Origin of the sequence: Cohnella laeviribosi DSM 21336 (assembly GCF_000378425.1) — a bacterium.
Classification (GTDB): domain Bacteria; phylum Bacillota; class Bacilli; order Paenibacillales; family Paenibacillaceae; genus Cohnella; species Cohnella laeviribosi.
Genome location: NZ_KB899834.1, coordinates 21,742 through 45,783, shown reverse-complemented (window position 1 = coordinate 45,783; position 24,042 = coordinate 21,742). Strand labels below are relative to the sequence as shown.

Here is a 24,042-nt window from a genome sequence, read left to right as displayed (position 1 = left end):
TCATACCCCCTAGATGGTGATCAGCTTCCCTTGCACTTTCAGAAATCTTCCGTCCACGCAATTCGTCTCGGTGTAGGCGTCCCAGTCTTGTCTTGGCACGCAACGAAGGTCAATGAATCTCCCGCTCTTGACTTTGGGAATCCCCAGCCTGTCCGACAGTTTTCCGAACTCCCTGACTTCAGCCTGGACGGTCAAGCCGAAACGGTCCTGGATCTGCCTGACAAGCCGCTGCTCGAGCATGCTTTGAGATTGCTTTGTTCCCCATCTTTGTTCAGCGACGATTTTCAGCCGGTTGCCCGGAAGCAGATGAATCTGATACTCATTGCCAATATCCGGATGGCTGAACAAAACATCCTCTATCTCGATCGGAAATATCCGTCCTTCCCCATGCTCTACGGAGTCAACCTTTCGTCCCATGATCGTATAGCTGGCCGTCGCATTGCCGCACGGGCATTTGCCAGGATGACGGAAGCCAATGTCCTCCGTTCGGTATCGGATCAAAGGCATGGCCTCCGGACGCAGCGAGGTCAAGACGATCTCGCCGCATTGGCCGTCCTCAACCGCTCCGCTTCCGTTCTCATCGATGATTTCAACATGCAGATAAGGCGTGGCGGGCTCATGGTACCGGCCTTGGCTGCATAATTGCAATCCGCTGTCGATTTCGGTCAATCCGTAATGACCGTATACTTCCGCATCATTCCAGCACTCGCTCATCCGCTGGAGCTTGTGGTAAGATACGATTTCCCCCGTGTAGAACAATTTTGACAGACCGCATGTCCGATTGTCCGTTCCCAACACGTAGAAGCAATCGGCGAGGCGCAGGATTTCAAACGGCCTGCTGAACATGGCATCCGGATCCATTCTCCGCATGAGTCTGACCTGCCGCTCCATTGTGCAAACCGTGGATCTCGCACCGAACGGAATGACCGTGATGCCGATCGTGGGAAGGGCCATCTGGAATCGGATTCCGGTCGGATTCAGCTCATAAACCAATGCGACGACCGCGGTCTTCACTCTGTCTTTGGTCAGACCCATCCACTCATCCAGATACTTCCCGAACAAAACGGCTTTTTCGAAGGACAGGTCGGGAAAGCCGGGGACGGGATTGCCCGTCGTCCCGGACGATTCGTAATAGGCCTGCACATTTTTCCGGCTCTTCCACAGCAAATGGAACGGATTGCATGAGGTGATCTGCTCCCTGGTTGTGAATGGCACTTGATCCCATTGCTCCGGCAAGCGAATGCTGTCTGTATCGAAATGCCGCCATTGGTCCAGATAAAAAGGCGACTCTTCTTTTGCTTTCGTGACGATCTCGGATATAAGTCTCCATTTTTCATCCCGGATCTTGTCGTTCAGTAGCTGACCAACCATTCCTCCGGCCTCCTGTCATCGAGCGATATCGTTTTCATAGACCGAATGGCAGAATATTTGCTCTGATCGAGAAACTCTTCGTGGGTCATCCCCGTCCTGTTCAGCTCAAGCGCAATATCTTTTGATATCCGCTCATGAAATTGCGCGAGCAATCGCTCCTTCAACTCCGGGTCGTGAACGTCCTGGACATCGGCCGACACTTTGATCATGACGCCTTCACCGTTCTCTTTGGGCTCGTAGACGAGCTTGTACATTCCGGTTGTTTTCTCATCCGCCATGAGGATTTCTTCAAAATCGATCGGCATCCAGAACCTTTCGCCCAACTTTACGGCGTCCTTCAACCTCCCCTTGACCCGCAGGATCGGAGATGAAGATTGGCATTGACAGGTCTCTGTGGAGAGAAATCCGAAATCGCCGGTACGGTACCTGAGTTTCGGAGAAGCTTCCCGAGTCAACGTCGTGATGACAATTTCTCCCCCTTGATGATCATCCTCAACAAGATCGCCGGTTCTCAGATCGATCACCTCGATGTAAAAATCCGTGTCGTAAACATGCATGTTTCCGAACTCGCACGTATGCGTCGTCGCGCCGAACTCCGACAAGCCGTAGGTATTGTATACCTGCGCTTTGAATTTCTCGGATATCTTTCTCATTCCGTTGCGCATCGTGGATACTCCGCACAATTGAACCGCCCGAACCGAACCGAACCATTCTTCCAGGGACTCCTTGGCAGCCTCCACCATCGTGCTGTATACGAGCGGCATCGAGCATACCAACACGGTCACGCCAATCCCTTTGATGATTTCCAGGTGCTTCTGATGGCTGCTCAATACGCTGCCCGAATCAAGACCGATTGTCATGGCTCCCGACTCTTGCGCCGCACGATGGAAACAGTAGGCGGAGCTTGTCAAGGCGTAGGGAAGCGCAACCGCCACGATATCATCCCGTGAAAGTCCGAGATGCTTTGAATATCTTCGGTTCAGATCACGCTCCAGATCTTTCTGCGTGAAGCAGGAAACGCTTCTCGTGCTGCCGACCGTATTCCCCGACGTTCCCGAGGATTCGAAATAAGCGACCACTTCGCTTCTCGGCACGGCCAGAAACCCGTCAGGATAGTTTCGGACGACATCTTCCTTTGACGAGAAAGGAATTTTCGTAAAAAATTCCCGGACAAAACCTTCATTAAGCTCATGATTTCTCAGACGCTTGGTGAGCAATCTTTTGTAGAACGGACAATTCTGATGTACGTACCGGATCGTTTCGACCAGCTGTTCAACAATTTGGGGGTTGGATTTCTCGTATGCGTGCAGCAGCTTATTGGGTATTGTTGGTATCATGCATCATCACCCTTTACTTTGATAATGGAACCGATTTGCTTCCAAATACTCTGCGAGTGAAACAGAATGGCGGCCTTGTCACAGATTCCATAACCGACACGGGTTGGCGAGAGGCTTGCCCATTCGCCAAGTTGATCGATCCTTCCCGGATTCTGGGCGTGAACGGCAACTCCGATGCCTTCTGGCAACAGACCGATTCCGTAATGCGGCGAAATTGAAGAGGGATTGAACCAAAACGCTCCGGCGCTGATGCCTGACAGAACGATCCGTTTCATGACCAGAACCTTCTGCAAAAGCGGCTTTACCCTGCTGCGAGCCAACAGATTCGCGTACCAGGCGAAACTGCCACCGCCGAAATAAACGTAATCCGCATCATGCAACGCATCGGCCACGCGGGCGTCCACATCCGCCAAATCCCTCAACATCAGCAGTCGCACCTTGGCTCCCAATCCGGTCCAATACTCTTCGAGTTTCCTGCCGTATTGCTCTTGTTCGGGTGTGTATGGAGGAAGCAAGACAACTTTGGGGATTCGCTTGTCAAGCCATTGCAATGCGATTTGCTCGATATGAAGCGTCTCCCCTTCAGCGATGCGGCCGCCCCCGATCGTGACGATCAATGCCCTTGTCATGCCATCCTCCGAAGGATCGAATCCGCCATGTCCTCTTCCCGATCCGCAATGTCGAGCAGCCTGTCCCGTATTGACTCGCGCGAAAAACGCGGGGATGAGTAAATGCACTCTTTGACCATCATTTTCTGGACCACCAGCCACAAATTCCCGATTTCCGCGAATTGCTTTGCCCATGTTTCAAACTGCCGATCCTCGCATTCGTGTGCAAAGTGGTCAAGCAAGGCCGAAAAGTTGACCCTCGCCCAACCGACGTAGCTCAGCAACTTGAACAAGGGAACGATCCTCGCGGTTTCATATCTTTGCGATTCGAATGAAAGATCCAGTTCCGATCCGATGTCACGGGCAAATCTCCGAATCGAGTCGATGGCGTTTTCTCTTCCCGGAGGCTGCTCCAGGATCCGTCGGGCGGCTCGGCTAACGACCGCATGCCGGTCAAGTCCTTCGTTCAGGAGATCGACGGCCTGGAAAGTGTAGCCGTGATCCGTTCCCCGCATGATATGACCGTACGGCAATTCTTGTATGTCGCCGGTCAGATACGGATCCAGACAACGCGCGATCTCCTTCTCATCGTCAAGATCGATGATGAGGCAATAATGCGGAAAATGGTGTTTTTGATACGCTTCATTCCACGGGCACCAGTAGGAGTCGATATAGATGGCAACAGGGCGGTTGTCGGCCAAGTTGTCCTTGATCAAAGGCATCAAACTGCCGTATTTCATTTCCCCCGTATGCTCAATGGACAAGCCGTGATAACGGGTATAGGCCCCGTAATTCCCTTTGTTCGTACGGATTCTGTCGCCAAAGGGAAGAAGCTTTCCTTCCATCGGGTCATACCGAAAATTCCATACTTCCGAGAACATCAGAACATGGGCGCGTTTCCAATAGTTCGCGACACACGCAATGATATCTTCGATGCATGTGTAGGACGGATAATGAACGGGATGAATGCCCGAGATCATTGGTTCATATCCCCCGCTTTACGCGCCGTTATTGCAGCAGGCCTGCTTATTTTCGATCAACTGAAGAAAGTCCTGGATCGTCTCGAGCAATTGTTGGTTCATGAGATCTTCCTCCGTGAAGTAGATACCGAACGTTTGCTCTACAGAGGCCACCAGCCGCAAATATTCAAACGAATCCAGGCCGATTTCCGTCATCCTGGCGGTTCTGCCCAAAGCTTTGGCGTTCGGTTTTATGTCCTGCAACAGGTTCAGAAAGCGTTCCTCTGTGGACGACAAAGGATTTACCTCCCGTTTTGCGCCGTCAAGCGAGTGCAACCTTTCCGGTCATATAATGTTGGAAAATGTTCAGCTTCTGCATGTTCGATGTTCCTTCCAAATACTCGAAGCCGCGCGCGTCACGGTAGCATTTGTTCAAAAACGGATTTTCCAAAAAGGCGGACGGCCCGAGCATTTGGACAGCGAATGTTGTGACATCTTCCACCAAAGAGACAGCCATAACTTTTGACAATGAAGCGTAATAGCCATTCTGCGGATCTTGATCCGCAATTTCGGCTGCTTTTCTGATCACTTGCCTCGTGCTGTTCAGACGATATTCCAGCCTGGAGATGGTTTCCTTGTCCTTTTCGTTGAACGTTTTTCTCTCATCCGACACAAGGTCCATGACTGCCTTTACGACTCCCAACGCGCAGGCCGCCACTCCCGTTCTGCGCTGATTGAACATTTTCACCGCGGCCAGAATTCCCCGCTGGCCTTTCGACAAATGCTGTCCCAACAGTTGGCTTTCGGGAATCGGCATCCCGTCAAAAACCAGATGGCTTACCTGCAAAGCGCGAAGTCCAAACGTTTCGAGCGGCTGCGCGCGAAAACGGACCGGGTCGTTTTTCTCAACCAGTACCGCTTCGATGCCCAGCGCTCCTTCGGCAACTCTCGCAAACACAACGCCGCAGCTGGCCCGCAGCACATTGCCGATAAAATACTTTTCCCCGGACAATGAATAGAAGCGCTTGTCCTCATCGGCAGCCTTCAATCGTGTCCGGATCATGGTCGCATCCGAACCCCGCTCCGGTTCGGTCAAAGCGAAGAACGTCCACATCGGTCGGTCATTGAACCGAGAGAAAAACGACTCCTTTTGCTCCTCGCTGCCCAGTTCGTTCAGAACGACTCCGGACAGCGACGGCCCCGGCGCTGTCAGAAATACGCCCGCATCACCGTAAGCCAATTGCTCAATCGCGATCACCCGCTCCAGATTGGATAAACCGCATAGCTTTCGACCGGTCTTTGTTTTGATTGCCCGGCCGGAGCAATACCTTTCAGGGATCGACATGTGCTGGACGACCAGCAGAGGCTCCGATTCAGCGCATTGCTCGACATATCCCGGATCCCGTTCGATTTTCAGCCCGATTTTTCTGTAATAAGGCGCATAAGCGCGAAAATGCCGTTCCAGCTCCTGCAAATGTTCATCCATCTTGATCGTGCTCCATTCGATACAAAATCTTGATGAAATCTGATATGTAGCCGTCATCGTGGATCCCGCCGCTCAGAAATCCATGGCCGCCCATGAGTCTGGTGATTGTCTTCATTCCAAGATCCAGTTCTTCGTGCATGTACTTCCGGTCAACCGAAGTCAATGTCGGCATGTCCAGTTGTGTGCGCAGCGATGTGAAGATGACCAGAAACTCGGATACCGCTTGCTTGATCATCTGGTGTTGGTGCGTCTTCTGGCCGAATGAAACGCGGTTGGAAAGATGGCTCATCAGACGTTCCAACATTCTGAACGCGATGCCCAACCGACATCCCAGGACCCATCTGTCGATGAATAGCCGCAGCTCATCGCAAGGATTGGAGGTTTCGGGCAATTCCAAAATCTTGAAAACCCGGATTCCGTTTCGTTCCAGTATCGGGTCATGAACGTTTTCCGCGATGCAGTCGCTCCAGGCATAACGGTTCCCGTCCGCATAGACTCTGAGATTCGTCAGGTTAACCATGGACTCGGCAGCCAGCAGATACCCGCGGTTGGAGATGACCGTCGGTTCGGCAGCCATATCCGCCATGATTTCAAATCCGCCTGCAATACCGTTGAGTTTGACAGCCTCAATGCATGCTTCGGCCGTGATCATTCACCATCTCACTTCGCTTTCCTGACATCAGTACGGCTTTATGCAATTTGAAATCCGTGTCCAAATGAAAGAAGATGATGTTGTCATCCCCGCATTTCCCCGTGAAATAGGTGATGAACGGAGAAGCGGACAGATACTCCTCATTGGTCACGAGGATTCTGCAGTCATAACCGTTCCGGTTCTCCCAACGGTTGTACCATCGAGCATTCGCAATAACGGAAAGACGATCTCTTGCCAATCCGTGTCGACGGATGATATCTTCCAGGCGATCATTCAGCGTTGTCCCCAAATCCCTTTCCGCAAGCGATTCCGTCGAATTCTCCAGAAAACGCTTTTGGCCATCGCCGGAAGACAGTTCCAACACCAGGGCCACGCCGCAGTTTTCGGGTTTTATGCTTGCAAAATCCGGCGAATCATAGGGAATGGTATTCTGGTCCATGACCAGAAGCACTGCTCTCCGATACTGCCGGGACCGGAGATATTGCCTGATCACCTTCAGGGCCACGTAAGCGATGGCGTCCTCGCGTTCTGACAAGGCAAATGCCGTTCCCCGCAAGCCATATTTGTGCATCAGGTGGGAGGTCGTGATTCGGAGAGGATGGAGATTCGGCAAATATTGCGCCAGCACCACCAGGTCCGTGCCTTCCAATGATCCTCTGGCTTGCAGCCGGTCCATCAAATGAACCGCCATTGTCGCGTAATCCAGATTGCTTCCTGCGACAAGCCTCTCCTCCGCAACCGTGCAATGATAGGGTCGAAGCAAGCTGTTAAGCAGCGAGAGCAAAATCGGATTTTGTTTGTATGGTTTTGTGTCCCGGAAAATTTCACAGGCCGAATCCACAATGGCAAGCCCGGCACCCACCGTCATGGATTCGCAACACCCAGACTGGTTCTGATATATTCCGCAAGTTTTCCGACAGTCTCGAAATTTTCGGGAACCATATCCTCGGGGCGCGCTTCAAAACAGTCGATCTTGAGTTCCAACGAGACGAGCAGTTCAATAATCGTTACGGAATCCATGTTCAGGTCTTCGAAAAGCCTGGAATCTTGGGTGATTTCTTTCGCGGCATTTCCTTTGGATATTTCCCGGATGGAATCAATGATGGCTTGTACCATTTTGTCCATGAGCCAATCAACCTCTTTCCGATAATGGTTATTGGACGATTCAATCTGACCGCTTACAATGGAATCAGGCGCATCCGATCCAGAATGCCGGAATAGGTATCCCGTTCACGAATCAGATGAACTTCCCCGTTGAGCACCATGACCTCCGCCGGGTAGCCATGACTGAGGAAAAAGACCGGGGATGCGGAGGGACCGTACGCACCGGAGTTTTCGATTCCAATCAGGTCGCCCGGCTCTGCTTTCGGAATCGTTACCGCCTTGGCCAGCAAATCGCTCGGCGTGCACAAAGGCCCCGTGATATTGCAGGTCAATTTCTCATTCCCGGCAGTGTTTGACAGGTTTCGAATCGGAAAATTCCTTTTCACGAACGATCCGATTCCGACGGCAGCCATGTGGCAGTTGGTCCCGCCGTCCGTAATGACGAAATGTTCTCCGCAAGACTCCTTGGTATATAGCACTCTCGCAACGAACAACCCCGACTCCGCCACAAGGTACCTGCCGAGTTCCATGATGATGCGGGTTTCCGGATGTCTTTCATGAAATGCCTGGATGTGCGGTGCAATCCGTTCCCCCAGCGCCACGGGATCAATGCTTGTTTCCCCGTCGTAGTATGGGACACCGAGCCCGCCGCCAATGTCAACCATTTCCAATTCAATCTTGAGCAGCCGCGCCAAGTTTTCCGCCATGGTCAGAATGTTCAGGGTGTTGTGCGCGACTTCCTCTTCATCCAGAATTCTGGTCCCCATATAAGTGTGAAACCCGATGATCGAAATGTTTTTCAATGAAGCCAAAAAAGCGCTCGCTTGCTCAAGCTGATCCTGGTCGATGCCGAATTGACGGGGTCTCCCCCCCATCATCAGCCTGGCGCCCTTCACCTCGAATGAAGGATTGATCCGGATCGCGACCCGCATGCCTGATTTCCGTTCGGCACAAATCTTGTCCAACAACTCCAGTTCCTGCAATGATTCCGCCACAACGGCATAGATCCGATGCTCCAGGCAAGCTTGCAATTCTTCCATTCTCTTGCCCGGACCGAGGAAAATGATATTGCGGGGATCCGTTCCCGCCTTTAGTGCGCACATCAGCTCGGCCAGGGACGATACTTCCGCTCGCGCACCCAACGATTTCAGCAATGCGCAAATCGAAATATTGGGATTGGCCTTCAGGGAATAAAAAATCTCCAGACACTCGGGAAGACATTTTCTCAGTCTTTGATAGTGACGTTTGATATTTTCGCCATCATAAACGTAGAATGGCGTACCATACCTTGCGGCAATCTCACTCATGCCGATTCCTTGGATTTCATGCTGAACCCTGACCATGAGCGATGCACTCCATCCGACTCAATCTCTCCCGGATCTTGCCATCCAGCGCATCCAGGGAGGCCGACTTCTCTGAAATGATGATGCAATACAACCTGCCGACAAAAGGTTCCCCGGGCTTGTTCCAAGCCGCGTTCACGGTGGCAAAGTTATTGACCAGCAGTCCCGTCCCCTTCTCCTTCGTGAAGATGAACTCATCCAGCTCGCGCAGGATGGCCTCAAAGCCGATCGGATGTTTCAGCCGCAACGTGTAATGTTTGGCCAATGCCGACTTGGACTCATCAATCCATTCCTGTTGGATGGTTGCTTGATAGGTGGACATATTGAATCTGGCGTTGATTTCCAGATTGGGCCAGAGTGTCCCGTCCGAGTCCAAAATGGCGTCGATACCGACCACACCGTAATAGCCGTCGCGATAGAGTTGTCGTCCAATCTTCTCCGCCGCGCTCCGAAGCACATCGATCTGATCCGCCGACAACCTCGACGGTATGAGATGCCCCGCATGGACACCCTGATCAGTAAGGGACTCTTTCACAAAATGAAACCGTACTTCACCCGTCCTCGTAATCAGGAACTGATAATTCAAGTCATATGCTTTATCCACCATCTGTTCCAACACGAACTGAATCCGGTTGCCCTTTCGTTTGACATCTCTTTCGATCAGACGGTAGCAGTGGAGAAAACGGTCCGGGCTGTCGATTTTGACGATGCCTTTTCCCGACACGCCCATCGCATCCTTCAGCATCAGCGGCTTATTCTCAAGGAGACACCCGCTCAACTTCTCGTATGCGAGGCGCAATTCTTCAAGTGTCGAGCAGTTGCAGCCGGGAATCTGCCGGATGCCGGCCGCTTCATTGACAGAGCGGCTGTATATCTTGCTGTTCACCTTTTGAAAGACATCTGCGCCAGGTTGAGCCAGCGGGATTCCAGTACATCGGGACAGCTCTTCCTCCAGGCGGGAGACGCCGAAACAAAGCAGGTACAGATTGTCATATTGCTGCCTGATTTCCCGCAATCGGCGCAACGTGGCCGGACATGCCAATACATTTTCCGTGATGTTCAGATGAGGCTCATTTCGCTCCACGTACACAATGTTCGGGATTTTGAATCCGTTTTGCCGGAGATATCGGCGGTATGTTTCATCCACCGGCGCTTTCAATACCACGAAATCGTCCTGTCCGACGAGAAGGATTCCGAACTCTTCCATTCTGTTTACGATGATGGATGACGACCCCAACGGAATGCTCGGCAATCCCGCTGTCCCGGGATCCTTCCAGAAGGTTTCAACCTCGAAATTGTTCAACAGAATAAACGTCGCCGAGCCATCCCCCACCAGCGCCGTCTTCAACTCATCCGCAAAGGAAGGACCTTTCAACATGAGCGTCATTTCACTCCCCACCGATAGCCGGATCATCAATGTCGGATCACGGCTGCTGAGAAGATGGCCCCCATGCCGACCGCGGCAAACATGATATAGTCACCCGGGCGAATCCTGTTGTTTTTCAGGGCCGATGTATAATTAATGAATGGATCCGAAGTGAAACAGTGTCCGATTTCGGAAACATTGTCGAGATAAATTTTCTCCACGGGAATGCCGGATGCTTGGCTGAACATGTTCCAGGACAGGAGATTGACATTATGGACAAGAATCAATGACAGCTGCTCCGGCGTTATGCCGGCAGACTCCAATGCTTCATGGACGGTGCTGACCAATGCTGGAATGTAATCCTGACCGAATCTTTTCATGAGGTCTGAATCCTCGAATACATCGCTTCCATACTGGCCCAAAATTTTGCTCCTGAAAGCGATTACCCGGTTTCTTGCACCTTTGTTCCCCACCAGAATGCTTGCCGACGCTTCCCCGAAAATGGCGTTGTTCGGAATGATTTGCACGGCGGGATGAAAGGCAAGCTCACCGGACAGAATGACGGCTTCCGCATCCTCGTCCTCGTCCGCAAGCAGTCTCCCCGCAAGTTCGATCGCCGCAATTCCCGTCGCGCAATTCTGGTTGGTAATGGAAAAAGAAATGGCGTGTCCCAATCCGTACTTTTGCTTGAGCACGGTCAGGATGTCATGATGATGCGGCATGACGAATGGGGTTGTTCGGCAATGGATGACATATTTTATCCTGTCCGGACGGATCGAATCGTCGTCCATCAACCGCATCAACGATTGTTCAAGCAACCGGGGAAGATCCATGTCTTCCGCCACCGCGATCGTGCTTAATCCAAACATTCGATTGTAGATGCGCACCTGATGTGAATCCAGGCCCAATCGATCCCGCAGGTCGGCAATATGGACTCTTTTCGATGGAACATATGCATGAATGCGCTTTAAGTAAATCATTCCTGAATCCGTACCGTCCCGCTTCATCGTTCGAGCTGAAGCAGTTGTTCGAGCTCCCGCTTGAGGTCGTCGCTGATTCCCGTCAGAGGGAGACGGACACGATCGCTGGAGATGACCCCCGTTTCAACCAAAAGCCACTTGATGGGTCCCGGGCTCGGCTCCTTGAACAACGCCCCGATGAGCGGTGTCAACGTCAAAAACAACGATCTCGATTGACGGAAGTCGCCTTCATCCAACAGCCGGAACAACTCGACAAACCGCTCTGTCAGCAAACTCGCCGACGCAACAATGCCTCCCGTTGCACCGCAGCACAATGAGGCGTACAGCAGCAGATCGTCTCCGCACATGACCGGCTTCGAACCGCGTCGGACAAGTTCGGTCACCAGGCGAATATCGCCGCTGCTGTCTTTCAGGCCGATCACGTTTTCCAGTTCCATGATTGCGCAGATCGTGTCCGCATCCATTTTCACCCCGGTCCGCTTCGGATTATCGTAGACGATAACCGGAACCCCGAGTGAAGCCGTTGCCCGGAAGTGTTCAATCAACCCTTCCCTGGACGGCAAGACGTAATATGGCGCAACCACCAAAACACCGTCCGCCCCCGCTCTTCGCGCGGTTTCAACCTTTTTTACCGCCGTGGCCGTGTCGTTGGAACTCGCCCCGACCACGACCGGAATTTCTCTGCTTCCGACAATTTTTCTGACGGATTTCATCAATTCCTGAAGTTCGTCATCCTTTACGGAATGCGCTTCTCCCGTCGTCCCGTTGATGACCAGTCCATTCACCCCGGCGTCCACGACTCGCTGCAGATACCGTTCGAATGAAGCCAGATCCAGCTGTCCGTTTCTGTCAAAAGGAGTGACAACGGGGACAAAAATCCCTTTCAGTCGCGACAGATCCATGAGATTTGTCACTCTCCATTGAAGAATTTACTATATTTATACCATGTTTCCTTGTTATTATGTCTAACTATAAAAAAATTTTATAATATTATAAATATTTTGAAAAATTTAGCAACAATAATCCGCCGCTATCGACATTTTTCCCCGCGGGCTTTGCATCGGAATTCGGCTTAAGCGGAAGTTGCGGAACCGGTTGAGGCCGGGGCGTTCTGAAAAGTAAAAATAATGGGGGAAAAACTAAAAGTATGGGAGTTGAAAGAAACGAATGCGGGTTATAGACTTGAAACTGACAAATAAATTGGAATTATGACACAAATAAGTCTGTTGTTTAGCAAAAACGAAGAAATGGGGTGATGGAAGGTTGAATTTGAATTACCTGAAAACTTTCCAGGTTGTCTGTTTATATAAAAGCTTGTCAAAGGCCGCAAAGGAACTGGGCTATACCCAAGCCAACGTCTCCATTCAGCTCAAAAAAGTGGAGGAAGAATTCGGCGTCAAGTTGTTCGAGAAAATCGGGTACAGCTTCGAGTTGACAAAACAGGGTGAAGAGCTGCTCCATTTTGCCAATCAAATACTCAACGATTACCATTGCTTCAAGACGAAATTAACCATGAAGACGAATAATCGTTTTGTTATTGGAGCCACTGAATCCATAGCCGCCTACTATTTGCCCCCGTACATCCAGAAACTGGTCCAGCGCCATCCGAATCTCAATGTGGAAATTCAGACCGTAAATGAAGACACATTGAAGCATTTTGTCCTGGAAGGCAGCATTGACGTTGCCATCCTGCTTGACCAATGGACACCCGAGGCTTCTGATATCAACATCCCAATCAAAGAAGAGTCTCTCGTATTGATCGCTCCCCCGGATCATCCATTGTCCAGAATTGATGCATTGGAAATTCGCCATTTGCACGGCCATCGCATTATTATGACCGAGGAAAGCTGTGTCTATCGCAAACTTCTGGAGCAGGTGCTGTACCATAACGACATTCAGTTCGACCTCATTTTCAGCAACGTCGAAGCCATAAAAAAATGCGTCATGAACGGACTTGGCATCTCCATATTGCCATCCATGACGATTTCCGAGGAAAGGGAAAGAGGAATTTTGATGGCAATACCGATTCATCATCCCATTTTGCGGATGCAGGTCAGGCTGGCCATCAATCACAACCATGCTTTCATATCGCACGTGAATGATCTGAAGCAAATCTTGACTGAAGAAGTGTAGCGATTCATTGATTCTTCGCGGGAAGTGGTGACATGGCACAGATTTATGCCACCTTCATCCATGAGCGAATACCCGAATCCGTATTCCATCACCTGCTTTCCTGTATAGCGCCTGACAAGCGAGAGCGAATTTGTCGATACCGCCATCATGAGACAGCCCGGCAATCGCTGGCGGCTGAAATTTTGGTCCGCACACTCGCCTGCCGAATGTTGTCGCTTCACAATAACCAGCTCAGCTTCAAAAAAAATTCATGGGGCAAACCTTATTTGGCCGGCTCCCATGATTTTCATTTCAATGTTTCACATTCAAACGCCTGGGTCATATGCGCGGTCGATTCATTGCCCGTCGGTCTGGACATTGAGCTTGTTACCCCGGTCAACCTGACGATCGCGGACCGTTTTTTTGCCGCGCCGGAAGTGAGACAACTGCACAACTTGCCCGCCGAGATGCGGCTTGATCGTTTCTATGAACTTTGGACGCTGAAAGAAAGCTATATCAAATCCATTGGCAAAGGCTTGTCCATTCCCTTGAGCGCCTTTGCCTTTCACATCTCGCCCGACGGACAAATCAGACTCGTCACGTCGCTGGAACACGAACCCGTTTATTTCAGGCAATACGATCTGGATCCGCGGTACAAGCTGAGCGTCTGTCTCCGGCAAGCCGTCTTTCCGGATGAAATTGTCCGAATCCCTTTTCGGGAACTCGTTCGCGAATTCCAATCCTATTCAACATAGATGGGCTGATATCAAGCCGCTAGGCGCGAATGTCATCCGCTCAGCACGCCGACGAACGCGCCGAACACCTCGTTGCCGAGCGGAATGCCGCGCTCGGTGAGCCGCCAGCCGGTGCCGTCGGGACGGCGCTCGATCAGGCCGGCGTCGCGGAGCGGACCGATGACGCCGCCGAACACGTCATCGATCGAGCGGCCGCCGAACTGGGCCGCGAAGTCGGCGTCGCGGACGCCGTCCCGCATGCGGAGCCCGACCATCATGAAGTCTTCCATCGCTTCGCTCTCGTCCACCCGCTCTTCGGACAGCCGGGGCAGCCGGTCGCTTGCCGCCTCGATATACGGCGTCACGCTCTTGATGTTGACGTGGCGGACGCCGCGCGCATACCCGTGGGCGCCGGCGCCGATGCCGTAGTACGGTTCGTTGCGCCAATAGGTCATGTTGTGCCGGCTTTCAAAGCCCGGCAGCGCGAAATTGCTGACCTCGTACTGCCGTCGTCCCGCCGCCTCGAGCCGCTCCATGATGTGCAGATACATCTGCAGCTCTTCTTCCTCGGCGGGGAGGGGCAGCTCGTTACGCTCTTAGAGCACATGGAACAGCGTGTTTTCCTCGATCTTCAGCCCGTACAGCGAGTAATGCGGCAGATCGAGCTCGACCGCGCTGTCAAGGCCGGATTTAAATTGACCCACCCGCCCATGTCGTCACTGATCCGATGAAAGCGGCAGCTTCCCTTTCATCCGGTAGCTGTTGCCTCGGATGTTCAGAATATGCGCGTGGTGCAGCAGCCGATCCAGGACGGCCGTGGCCAGCACGCGATCTCCAAGCAACTCTCCCCATTCGCCGAAACTCTTGTTACTGGTCATCACCACGCTCCCACGTTTGTAACGCGCACTGACAACGTGGAAGAAGAGGTTGGCGGCGACGGGATCGAGCGGCAGTTTAAGATCATCGTTTGCATAGAAAAGTTTCATCATCATTTCTCCAATGGAAAACATATCACGAAAATTCCAATTAGTTTGCCCTACTAAAGTATCCAATTGTTCTGATAAACGTCTATAAAATAGTTGAACATTGGATTTCAGTGATATTTTGGCCCAATAGGCGAGTAAGTCTTGTATATGAATCAGTGGAACAAAATATCTATTGTATGTTAAATTACCTTGTTTATATCCATTAAAAATTGGATTTTCACGAGTTAGATAGTATGTTAAATGATGATAAGCTTCTTCAGACAAAAATCCATCTTTATCAAACTGATTTTTTATTTCATTTATATCCAATTGAATACCTTTGTTTGTAATGCTTTCGAATAAATCAAGTAAACGTAAAGCGTCTGTCACATTTTGAGGCCGACGCTGAGGATCTTTTTCGCGGAATTGAGCGATAATTGGACCAAGCGTTGAATTTGGAGTTTCATAACGTGGATCACTAGCTGTTAACATGAATGACATGAGAGATCCAACAGCATATATATCCGATAATTCACTGGCATTATTTAAGTTTTGTAATTGTTCAGGTGCTACAAAAGCATCTTGACCTAGATTTGTTTGGCTTTTTCTAGTAAGTATAGATTCTCTTCGAAAGTCACGACCTAAACTAAAGTCTGCCACCTTAACCTGAAAGCCGTCACGGTTCTTAAAAAGCAGAACATTAACACGTTTTGAAGGATAGCTCTGCTTCACATTGTAGCCGGACGGACGGGAAAGCGTTATCCATATTGAGACCGATTGGCCGGATAGGTGTATAAAATGCTAACCTTTTTTATCCATCCGGAACCTTCTCCGCAACCATGGAGCGCCTGAATCCCAAAGGCGTCATGTTCGTATGTTTTTTGAAGAGGGAATGAAAATACGGCCGGCTGCCGACGCCCACATAATCGCTAATATCGGCGACCGGAACGTCGGTGTGCAGCAGCAGCATCTTCGCCTTTTCCATTCGCAAAGCGGTCAGGTACTCCGTAAGCGTCTGTCCGGTCTGCGCCTTGAAAATACGGTGGAGGTAGCCCGGATGGACGTTGGCCGCCGCCGCGATATCCTTCACCTGAATGGGGCGGTCGTAGTTCTGGTATAGAAAATCGACCGTTTTCCGGACATGCGGATTCGCACCAAACGGGGACTTGTTCTCCGCCTCCGCGCGCAGCCGGGCAATGCGGATGAGCAGTTGGGCAAACAGCAGCATGGCCAAATTTTCTTCGGCTTCGCGGCGGTCCAGCTCCAGAACCAGACTTTTGAGCGTATAGTACACATCCTCCGGGTCGCGCAAAACGACATAAGGATCGGGACAAACCAGCAGCGAAGAAAGCGTTCCGTCCCCCTTACTTTCATTCCTTCGCCGGTCTGCCGGAAACGCTCTTGCTCATTTGAGGAACCGTTTTATAGATTGTATACTTATTGATAACATGATAGATAGAGGGTGACCCGATGGAAAGCTTGAAAGAGGCATACGAAGCGCTGGGACTTCCTGAAAACGCAACCAAGGAAGAGCTGGAAAAACGCTATTACTTGCTCACGCGCAAAGCCCGCGCCGAGAGAATGCGGGAGCATTCGGAGCCTTCTTCCGGCGAGACGATCGATCTGGAATTGATCAACCGGGCTTATCGATTCATCCACGAATACGAGGAGCAGCAGGCAAGCAAGCAATTCATCGAACAAAACTATGGAAAATATAAAAAGATGGCCGAGACCAAGCGGAAGTGGGATCATTTTATCCATTACTACAAGTTTCATATCCTCGGGGCCATCGCCGTATTGCTGCTGATCGGCTACGGCATCAAAAGCTACATCGACCACCGCGAGGAACAGCAGCGTCTGGCCAGCCTTCCCCCCGCCAGCTTGTCCGTCATGTTTTTCGGAGAATATTTTTACGGCGACGGCTTCGGAAGCGATACCGAACCGCTCGGCCAGGACATCGCCAAGCTGTTTCCCGATTGGAAACGCGTAGTCGCCGGCCTTACGTATGTGCCTTCGCAAATGCGCAGCGAGCAGGATATGGCGCTTATCCAGAAGAGCATGCTGGTCGTCATGACCGACAAATCGGACTTGTATATTTTGGATAAAGACAATTTCACCAAGCTGGCCAAGCAGGGAGCGTTCCTGCCGCTCGACGAGGTCGGCGGACCGGCGATTCGGCCGCTGCTGAAAACCGGCGCCGCGCTTAAGGAGAAGGAGGAGGAACAGGATAAGGAGCATGTCTACGGCATCGACCTTACCGACAGTCCGCTCTCCGAGCTTCTCGGCGTAACCGGCAAGCAGTTTATCGCCGCGATCCGCAACACGGCGGAGCATCAGGCGAACGCGGAGACGTTTATCGCGCATTTTGCAAAATCATGACAAAAGCAGCCCGGGGCTAACCCCCCAGGCTGCTTTTGTTCTTCTGGGCGGCCGTATCCCAGCTTCACTGCAACATTTGATCGGTGATTAACGTCAATACGATTTAGAAAGGATGTGAAAATAATGAAAAAATTCCTATTTCTTATTATTGTAAGTGTGCTGGTTATTTCAGGCTGTTCAGCAAAAAACAACTCCAATGCAATTGCCGCAAATTCTTCAATTGAAGAAACGGCATCAAACGGCGACCTTCCTTTGTATAATATCGAACAAATGCTTAAGGGCAAAACGGATCTGGTTGTTCTTGTAAATGTAGACTCCGTCAGTGAAGTCAAAGATAAAGAACTCGGCAACCCCGAAGGTTCCCATCAAGAAGCAGCATTGCATATTGAAGAAACCTTTTTCGGCAAAGCCGCATCGGATAATATTAAACTTTATCAGTCAAGAGATAAAGTAAAAGCAAACCAGAAGTATCTATTGTTCCTTTCATATAGACCAGAAATAGATCAATATGTCGTTTCCGACGGCGCTTCACAAAGTAGAGTGGACAATACCAATTCTCTTGCAGAAGCTGCAAATAAAGTATTGACCGTTAAAATAAAAGGAATACAAGGTCTGTATTCCAATGAAGAACTGAAACAGCTTCTGAACGAAAAATCCAGCAAGCTTTAATAAGAAAAAACAAGTAGAGCATTCACTCCAACAGGTCGCTCTGGTCTTTGCGAGAGGAGAAGTCGTCTAAAGAATTTAGCATTCCGGCATGCTCTGGCGGCTTCGGATTTCTTGGTATATGGGTAACTCATTCGACTGCAATAAGTCATGGACACCCCAAAATGACACCCATGCTGAGCGTACTATTTCAAAAGCAGCCCGGGACTAACCGCCTGGGCTGCTTTTGTTTTCCTGTACGCGCCGTTACTCCGTCGCGGCGGCGGGGCTGCCGCTTGCTTCCGCGCCGGCATCCGCAGCCGGGCTCGAAGCGTCCGCCGACGCTTCCGGAGAAGCGCCGTCGTCCGCCGGCGCGCCGTCGGACACGCCGGTTCCGTCCGCGGAGCCGGAACCGTCGACCGCACCGTCCACGGAGCTTTCCGGCGTGCTTTCCGCACCGCCCGCGCCGTCCAGACCGCTGCCGTCCGCGTCCGTCCCTCCGTTCAGGCCTGCATCCGTTTGGACGCCGTCCTGCTCGATCGTTCCCGTATCGTTTCCGTTACCGTTGCCCGACGAACAGCCCGAAAAGATCAAAAAGGCCGCCAACGCCAGCAAAACAGACCATTTCCCGAGTTTCACCCTATCATCCCTCCGTTTAAAATCGTTCCGTTCGGCGAAAATCTAAGCTGCAGGTATGAAGGTTGCCGCTATCCCCTCCCTCCCGCTGCATTCACCGTAACCGACGAACCTTAGCGGTTCCTTAAATATGAACGATCCTTCATTTTTTTTACATGATTCTCATGGCCGGACGCCTCCGGGCGCGGAAAGGAGAGAACGCCGAAAAAGGCCGCCTCAGGAATCCTTGTTCCTTCAGGCGGCCTTTTTGTGCGTTTGCGGATTATCGCGGCTCATAGGCTGCTGTACTGTCCATATGGTTTTTCGCACATAGAGTAAAAGGGTGATGAGCAATCACAACCATCCAAACGGAGGTGATATCATGAGTTATCCCGTTGGAGGATACGGCCACAAACACGGCTTCGGGGGAGCGGCGTTCGTCCTGGTCCTCTTTGTTCTGCTCGTTATCATCCTTCGTGCCGGCTTCGGCATATACTAAAGACCGGTCTCGGTCCGTTTTTTCTTCCGCATCGCGCTCTTTAAGGCGTGATGCTTTTATTTTTTTAATCCGGCCAACGGGCGCCATCCGGACATGCTATAATGAACGACAAACGACGGAAGGAGCTGACGTATTTTGAAAAATTTGCGCATGCTCGTCATCGGCCTCGTTGCCGGCGCTCTGCTCGCTTCAGCCGGTTCCGCAATCGGCGCGCCCGCATTCGCCAAAGTTACCGCTCTGCTTAGGCCCGACTATGTCGTGAAAGTGGACGGCAAGACGGTCCCGATGGCCAACGTCCCCTTGACCTACAACGGTTCCACCTATATTCCGCTGCGCGAAGCCGGCCGGCTGCTCGGCTACGGCGTCGACTTCAAGGACGGCACGATTTCATTGGACAAAAAAGAAGCTTCCGCAGGCATCGACGCCTCGGAAGAACTGAACGCGCAGGATTGGGTTTCTCTGGAGGACGCGCAATCGCTCGGCGTCACGGCCGAGGTCGGCGAGCCCGACAGCGGTACCGCGTTCAACGGGCTGACGCTGTACGGCAACGGCAACAAGGTCGAATTGCCGCAGTTCAGACTCGACACGTCTTCCGGAGTCGCCTTTCATTCGCTGTCCAACGGAAAGACGATCAAGATCAAATATGCTGAGGGAAAAGCGTACCTGTCGATCAGAAGCCTTCGCGAATTGGAACTGATCCCCTAGCCTGGGGCGCGATTCAAAACGGACCGTTACCCGATTTCGATGCGCATGCCCGCTTCCTCGCAGGCAAGCCGCAGCGTCTCGTCCGGCATCCGGTCGGTCACGAGGCGGTGCACTTCGTCCAGCGGCGCATAGGAGAACAATACCCGGGCGCCGAACTTGGAAGCGTCCATCACGACGTTCACTTCCGCCGCCTGCCGGATCGCCGCCTTTTTGACTTCGGCTTCGTAAACGTTGGAATTGCTGAACCCGTGCCTTGCATCGAGCCCGGTGGCGCCGAGAAACACGCGGTCGAACGCCATGCCGGAGAGCATGTCCACGGTAACCGGTCCGGCCAGCGCGCCCGTTGCCTCCATGAGCAAACCGCCGGTGACGATCGTCTGGATTTGCTTGCCCATGAGCTCGGAAGCGATATTGACCGCGTTGGTCACGACGGTGATCGGAAAGCCGGAGGGCAAATACCGCGCGACCTGAAACGTGGTCGTTCCCGCGTCGAGAAAGACGGACTCCCCGGGCCGAATCAACGCCGCCGCATATTTGCCGATGCGAACCTTCGCTTCCGACATCGACTGGTAGCGTTCGGCCAGCGCGATATCCCGTCCGACCAGAATGGCCCCCCCCCGAACGTCCGCTTGACGTTGCCCGCGGCTTCCAGCTTCTCCAGGTCGCGGCGAATCGTCATTTCCGTGACGCCGAACGCTTCCTTCAGCTCGGAAATTTTCACTTCGCGCTCCGCGTTAAGCCACTCCAGAATTTGTTGCTGCCTCTCATTCAACTTATCGCCCATGGTCTTCGCGTCCTCCCGACGATTTCCGGTGCCGATGGCTTGATTTCATCCGATTCGATGACCGCTTATTCTATTATCGCCTGCCCGATACCGCGAATCAACCCTGCCGCGCCGCGTCGCGTTCCGACGCCCACAACCGGCAATCGGGCCGGTACGCCCAGCCCGGCAGCGGAAGAAGCGGGTCCCGATGCGCCCAGCCGGACGCCATCCGCTCCGTCAGCGCCCGCCACTGCGGAATGCCGCTGATCGCGTCGGCCGCCTCCACGTTGCAGGCTCCGGCCGCGACGGCATACCGCATCGTCTCCTCAAGCGGCAGTCCCCTGAGCATGCCCGCCAGAAAGCCGGCAATCGTGCAGTCGCCCGCGCCGGTCGTGCCGACCGCCTTCACCCGGAAACAGGGCGCGAGCAGCTCCCGTCCGCTCCAGGCGGAAATAACGCGCCGGTCCGGCGCGCAGGCGCCCATCGCCTGAAGCCGCGCCCGGTCGGCAGAGGTCTTCACGTACAACCCGTGCTCGCCAAGCTTGAGCGCGACGACGGCCGTCCCCATGCCGAGCAATTCGTCCGCGAGCGACGAGAGCAAGGGACCGTCCGCCCGCGCCAGCAGGTCCGCCCCCCCGCACTCTTCGGACAAGCGGCGAAACAGCCGCGGCCGGAGCATGAACAGAATTTCGTCGAAGCTGGGAAGAAAAACGTCGACAAAGGGCAGCGTTCTCCGAAGAATGGAGGGCCAGTCCGCTTGCCCGGACAGCGCGTCCGGATCGGGCCTCGCCATATCCAGCGTAACCGTCAGCCCTGCGCCTTTGGCTTTGTCCAGGAGCCGCTTCAGCTCCTCGCCCCCGCCCTCATACATGCGCTTCATCAGCGGAGGATAGCCGAAATGAAACAGTCTCGCTCCCGCCAGGTCTTCCGTGCGGACATCGTCCGCCGAAAAGGTGTCGTTCGTGCCGGGACAATGCAAAATCGTGCGGTCCGTGTCCGGCGGATTGATCACGACGCTGTAGGAGGTGAATTCCTCCCGGGAGACGATCATTCCCTCGGACAGCTTCTCGCCGCTCTCCTTGAGCAGGCGCAAGATCGTTCGGCCGAACATGTCCCCGCCCACCTTGCCCATCAGCTTGGTCCGAATGCCGAGCCGGTGAAGCGCAATGCCGGTGTTGGCGACGGCTCCCCCGGTCGAAGCGAGCGCCGGGCCGATCTCCACCAGCTTGCCGGGAACGACAATCGAGCCGATGCCGCCGCTTTTCGCCTCGATCCGAGGGATGATATCCAGACAAATATGGCCCGCCACGACCGCTTCCGCCGACTGTTTGCTCAAGCTCATCTCCCCCAATCGATTTTCACGGTTTCCCCCGTCCGGCTTGATTCCAGCGCGGCGGTGAACACCCGATGGCTTCCGGCCGCTTCTTCCGGCGTGGCGCAGCGGAAGGGCTGCCGCATGTCGGGACCGTTCGCCACCTCGTCGCAAAAAGCCGCCCACATCTGCAAAATCGAATCGGAAAACCCGAATTCGAAAATCGGGCCCGTGATGGTCTCATAGGCCGATTTGTAAGGCGCGTCCTGAATCTGCCAAGCCTGGGCCGCCCCCGGCCGATACGGCAGGCAGGCGACCTGCTTCGGGGTTTTGGTCGAGAATTCCGCCGAAAATTCCGTCCCCGCGATCCGGATAAACCATGTGTTGGCGTGGCCGGGCGCAATCCGCTTCATGGACAGGACCATCGGGAACGATTCCCCCTCCGACTCCGCCTCGCAGGCGAGGATCGCGTTGTCCCACGTCTCGCAAGGAACCTTGCCGCCCCGGCCGTCGGGCCGCTCCGTCACGATCTTCGACAGCAGCGCGCGGACGCTGGCCGGCTTCCAGCCGAATCTTAAAGGCAAATGCAGCACGTGCAGGCCGAGATCGCCCATGCAGCCGTACTCCCCGTTTGTCGCCGTCCGCCGCTTCCAGTTGATCGGCTTGCCGGGATCGAGGTCGCTCGAATGCCAGAATCCCGCTTCCACCTCGATGATTTTGCCGAACCGCTTTTCCCCGACCCACCGGACGATCTGCTGGGCGCCCGGGAAGAAAGGAAACTCCGAAGAAGCGCGAACGACGATGCCCGGCGTCTCCTGAAGCGCTTTCAATATCGCTTCGTTCGCCCGCCCGTCGATGCCGAACGGCTTCTCGCCCAGCAGATGCTTGCCCGCCCGGATAATATCGACGTAGATCGGCTCGTGAAGATGATGGGGAACCGCGCAGTACACGGCGTCGACATTCGGGTCGGCCAGCAGGTCCTTGTAGTCGGAATAAGCGTTTTCAACCGTCGGCACCCGACGGACAAACCATTCCGCCGCCGCCGGATTGGCATCGCAAACCGCGGTGATGCGCGGCTCGAAATCGACGTTCTCCAGATGGCACCAGCGCGCGGCCGCGCTCGCGAATTCCTTGCCCATCAGGCCGCAGCCGATGACGCCGAAGCGAATGGTCTTTTTCGCCATTATAAAGCATCTCCCTTCAGCACGGCCAGCGCCTGTTCCGCCGTCGCCCCGTCATGAACGATCGCCATGAGCGCGCGCGTCATCGCCGCCGGGCGGGGATGCTGAACGATATTGCGGCCGTAGACGATTCCCGACGCTCCCTGCTTCATCAGCTCGACCGTCCGATGGACGATCTCCTCGTCCGACGCGCGGCCGCCGCCCCTGACGAGCACCGGAATGCCGGACGCGACCTCGATCACCCGATGATATTCGGTTACGTCGTCGCACGGGTCCGCCTTGATGACGTCCGCGCCGAGCTCCACGGCCTGGCGGACGAGCGGCATGATCTTGCGGATGTCCCCGTCGACCATATAGCCGCCCTTCGCTTCGTTCGGGAGCATGACGAGCGGCTCGACCATGAGCGGCATCCCGTATTTCTCCGCTTCCGTCTTCAGCGCGGAAATGTTGCGCACGCACTGATGATGCAGCTCCGGCTGCCCCGGCAACAGCAGCAGGTTGACGCAAACCGCCACCGCGTCGAGCCTTACCGCTTGCTCGATCGTGCGGCCGATCGTCTCGCTGAACAGATAGCGGGGCAATTCCGCACCGTATACGTTGGCGGCGTCGGCGCGAAGCACAAGCCCCGGCTTCGTCTTGCCCGGGATCGATTGCAGCCATCGGGCCTGACCGACGCTAAGCTGAATGCAGTCCGGACCTGCATCCACGATCGCGGCCACGGCTTTCTCCATATTCTCGATGCCCTGCAAAAAGGTGTATTCGTTAAAAAAGCCGTGGTCGATCGCCACATCGAAACATTTTCCTTGCGCGCTAAACATCCGGTTCAAGCGGTACGGTCTGGACAAAACGGGCCAACTCCTTTTCACGAGAATGTTATTTTCGAACATAATATTAAAATAAAACGAACATTATGTCGAGATGAAATT

27 protein-coding genes and 1 pseudogene are annotated in these 24,042 nt (G+C 53.5%); 6 read left to right on the top strand and 22 right to left on the bottom strand.

Going from position 1 to position 24,042, the window contains the following annotated elements; translation table 11 throughout:
• Positions 1-9: 9 nt before the first annotated feature.
• Genes F560_RS24685 through dapA form a run of 13 tightly spaced genes read right to left on the bottom strand, consistent with a single transcriptional unit; the run spans position 10 to position 12,108 of the window.
• Positions 10-1,371 (bottom strand): phenylacetate--CoA ligase family protein, encoded by a 1,362-nt coding sequence (locus tag F560_RS24685; protein WP_019006745.1) that lies wholly within the window; start codon positions 1,369-1,371, stop codon positions 10-12.
• On the bottom strand, positions 1,353-2,708 hold the full coding sequence (locus tag F560_RS0115880; protein ID WP_019006744.1) for a phenylacetate--CoA ligase family protein: 1,356 nt from the start codon (positions 2,706-2,708) through the stop codon (positions 1,353-1,355). The genes F560_RS24685 and F560_RS0115880 overlap by 19 nt, the downstream gene beginning before the upstream one ends.
• Positions 2,705-3,337: a Type 1 glutamine amidotransferase-like domain-containing protein gene (locus tag F560_RS0115875; RefSeq protein WP_019006743.1), complete on the bottom strand. Its 633-nt coding sequence runs from the start codon at positions 3,335-3,337 to the stop codon at positions 2,705-2,707. Before F560_RS0115875 ends, F560_RS0115880 begins: the two co-directional genes overlap by 4 nt.
• Complete coding sequence (locus F560_RS0115870) at positions 3,334-4,296, bottom strand: BtrH N-terminal domain-containing protein (protein ID WP_019006742.1); 963 nt, start codon at positions 4,294-4,296, stop codon at positions 3,334-3,336. The genes F560_RS0115875 and F560_RS0115870 overlap by 4 nt, the downstream gene beginning before the upstream one ends.
• 18 nt (positions 4,297-4,314) lie before the next feature.
• Positions 4,315-4,572: an acyl carrier protein gene (locus F560_RS0115865; protein WP_019006741.1), complete on the bottom strand. Its 258-nt coding sequence runs from the start codon at positions 4,570-4,572 to the stop codon at positions 4,315-4,317.
• Between the two features lie 25 nt (positions 4,573-4,597).
• Positions 4,598-5,761: an acyl-CoA dehydrogenase family protein gene (locus F560_RS0115860; RefSeq protein ID WP_019006740.1), complete on the bottom strand. Its 1,164-nt coding sequence runs from the start codon at positions 5,759-5,761 to the stop codon at positions 4,598-4,600.
• Positions 5,754-6,413 (bottom strand): hypothetical protein, encoded by a 660-nt coding sequence (locus tag F560_RS0115855; RefSeq protein ID WP_019006739.1) that lies wholly within the window; start codon positions 6,411-6,413, stop codon positions 5,754-5,756. Before F560_RS0115855 ends, F560_RS0115860 begins: the two co-directional genes overlap by 8 nt.
• The gene (locus F560_RS0115850; protein WP_156829025.1) at positions 6,388-7,275 is read right to left on the bottom strand and encodes a hypothetical protein; all 888 of its coding nucleotides are present in this window, start codon (positions 7,273-7,275) and stop codon (positions 6,388-6,390) included. Before F560_RS0115850 ends, F560_RS0115855 begins: the two co-directional genes overlap by 26 nt.
• 2 nt (positions 7,276-7,277) lie before the next feature.
• Positions 7,278-7,538, bottom strand: coding sequence for a phosphopantetheine-binding protein (locus F560_RS0115845; protein ID WP_019006737.1), 261 nt, complete (start codon positions 7,536-7,538; stop codon positions 7,278-7,280).
• Between the two features lie 53 nt (positions 7,539-7,591).
• A complete protein-coding gene (gene lysA, locus F560_RS0115840) occupies positions 7,592-8,860 on the bottom strand; it encodes a diaminopimelate decarboxylase (protein WP_019006736.1) in 1,269 nt (422 codons plus the stop codon).
• Entirely contained in the window at positions 8,841-10,247 is a 1,407-nt protein-coding gene (locus F560_RS0115835; RefSeq protein ID WP_169449908.1) for a preATP grasp domain-containing protein, read from the bottom strand. The genes lysA and F560_RS0115835 overlap by 20 nt, the downstream gene beginning before the upstream one ends.
• 26 nt (positions 10,248-10,273) lie before the next feature.
• Complete coding sequence (locus F560_RS0115830) at positions 10,274-11,206, bottom strand: 3-oxoacyl-[acyl-carrier-protein] synthase III C-terminal domain-containing protein (protein WP_169449907.1); 933 nt, start codon at positions 11,204-11,206, stop codon at positions 10,274-10,276.
• 23 nt (positions 11,207-11,229) lie between these two features.
• Complete coding sequence (gene dapA, locus F560_RS0115825; protein ID WP_019006733.1) at positions 11,230-12,108, bottom strand: 4-hydroxy-tetrahydrodipicolinate synthase; 879 nt, start codon at positions 12,106-12,108, stop codon at positions 11,230-11,232.
• Positions 12,109-12,475: 367 nt separating this feature from the next.
• Here dapA and F560_RS0115820 point away from each other — a divergent pair, with 367 nt between their 5' ends.
• Positions 12,476-13,339 (top strand): LysR family transcriptional regulator, encoded by an 864-nt coding sequence (locus F560_RS0115820; protein WP_019006732.1) that lies wholly within the window; start codon positions 12,476-12,478, stop codon positions 13,337-13,339.
• 32 nt (positions 13,340-13,371) lie between these two features.
• Positions 13,372-14,073 carry a 4'-phosphopantetheinyl transferase family protein gene (locus tag F560_RS0115815; RefSeq protein WP_083932100.1) on the top strand — a complete coding sequence of 234 codons (702 nt, stop codon included), beginning with the start codon at positions 13,372-13,374 and terminating at the stop codon, positions 14,071-14,073.
• Positions 14,074-14,105: 32 nt separating this feature from the next.
• On the opposite strand, the pseudogene F560_RS24250 reads toward F560_RS0115815, so the two are convergent.
• The 3 genes and pseudogenes from F560_RS24250 to F560_RS24245 form a co-directional block, all read right to left on the bottom strand.
• Positions 14,106-14,735 (bottom strand): annotated as a pseudogene (locus F560_RS24250) (radical SAM family heme chaperone HemW); the annotation flags it as partial.
• Positions 14,736-14,768: 33 nt separating this feature from the next.
• Positions 14,769-15,749, bottom strand: coding sequence for an ATP-binding protein (locus F560_RS26455; protein WP_083932099.1), 981 nt, complete (start codon positions 15,747-15,749; stop codon positions 14,769-14,771).
• Positions 15,750-15,828: 79 nt separating this feature from the next.
• The gene (locus tag F560_RS24245; RefSeq protein ID WP_019006727.1) at positions 15,829-16,311 is read right to left on the bottom strand and encodes a helix-turn-helix transcriptional regulator; all 483 of its coding nucleotides are present in this window, start codon (positions 16,309-16,311) and stop codon (positions 15,829-15,831) included.
• 176 nt (positions 16,312-16,487) lie between these two features.
• Here F560_RS24245 and F560_RS0115795 point away from each other — a divergent pair, with 176 nt between their 5' ends.
• Together F560_RS0115795 and F560_RS0115790 are read left to right on the top strand one after the other, a co-directional pair.
• Positions 16,488-17,396: a hypothetical protein gene (locus F560_RS0115795; protein ID WP_019006726.1), complete on the top strand. Its 909-nt coding sequence runs from the start codon at positions 16,488-16,490 to the stop codon at positions 17,394-17,396.
• A gap of 123 nt (positions 17,397-17,519) precedes the next feature.
• Positions 17,520-18,065 carry a hypothetical protein gene (locus tag F560_RS0115790; RefSeq protein WP_019006725.1) on the top strand — a complete coding sequence of 182 codons (546 nt, stop codon included), beginning with the start codon at positions 17,520-17,522 and terminating at the stop codon, positions 18,063-18,065.
• A gap of 243 nt (positions 18,066-18,308) precedes the next feature.
• On the opposite strand, the gene F560_RS0115785 is transcribed toward F560_RS0115790, so the two are convergent.
• Positions 18,309-18,680, bottom strand: a complete 372-nt coding sequence (locus tag F560_RS0115785) for a hypothetical protein (protein ID WP_019006724.1) — start codon at positions 18,678-18,680, stop codon at positions 18,309-18,311.
• A gap of 358 nt (positions 18,681-19,038) precedes the next feature.
• On the opposite strand from F560_RS0115785, the gene F560_RS25105 reads away from it, so the two are divergent.
• Both F560_RS25105 and F560_RS0115775 read left to right on the top strand, forming a co-directional pair.
• Positions 19,039-19,155 (top strand): hypothetical protein, encoded by a 117-nt coding sequence (locus F560_RS25105; RefSeq protein WP_019006723.1) that lies wholly within the window; start codon positions 19,039-19,041, stop codon positions 19,153-19,155.
• A gap of 135 nt (positions 19,156-19,290) precedes the next feature.
• Complete coding sequence (locus F560_RS0115775) at positions 19,291-19,860, top strand: stalk domain-containing protein (RefSeq protein WP_019006722.1); 570 nt, start codon at positions 19,291-19,293, stop codon at positions 19,858-19,860.
• 26 nt (positions 19,861-19,886) lie between these two features.
• On the opposite strand, the gene F560_RS24240 is transcribed toward F560_RS0115775, so the two are convergent.
• From F560_RS24240 to F560_RS0115755, 5 genes are all read right to left on the bottom strand, one after another.
• Positions 19,887-20,423: a DeoR/GlpR family DNA-binding transcription regulator gene (locus tag F560_RS24240; RefSeq protein WP_019006721.1), complete on the bottom strand. Its 537-nt coding sequence runs from the start codon at positions 20,421-20,423 to the stop codon at positions 19,887-19,889.
• Positions 20,378-20,644 carry a DeoR family transcriptional regulator gene (locus tag F560_RS26270; protein WP_019006720.1) on the bottom strand — a complete coding sequence of 89 codons (267 nt, stop codon included), beginning with the start codon at positions 20,642-20,644 and terminating at the stop codon, positions 20,378-20,380. The genes F560_RS24240 and F560_RS26270 overlap by 46 nt, the downstream gene beginning before the upstream one ends.
• Positions 20,645-20,741: 97 nt before the next feature.
• A complete protein-coding gene (locus F560_RS0115765) occupies positions 20,742-21,965 on the bottom strand; it encodes a carbohydrate kinase family protein (RefSeq protein ID WP_019006719.1) in 1,224 nt (407 codons plus the stop codon).
• On the bottom strand, positions 21,962-23,119 hold the full coding sequence (locus F560_RS0115760; protein WP_019006718.1) for a Gfo/Idh/MocA family protein: 1,158 nt from the start codon (positions 23,117-23,119) through the stop codon (positions 21,962-21,964). Before F560_RS0115760 ends, F560_RS0115765 begins: the two co-directional genes overlap by 4 nt.
• Positions 23,119-23,961: a class I fructose-bisphosphate aldolase gene (locus F560_RS0115755; RefSeq protein ID WP_019006717.1), complete on the bottom strand. Its 843-nt coding sequence runs from the start codon at positions 23,959-23,961 to the stop codon at positions 23,119-23,121. The genes F560_RS0115760 and F560_RS0115755 overlap by 1 nt, the downstream gene beginning before the upstream one ends.
• Positions 23,962-24,042 lie beyond the last annotated feature (81 nt).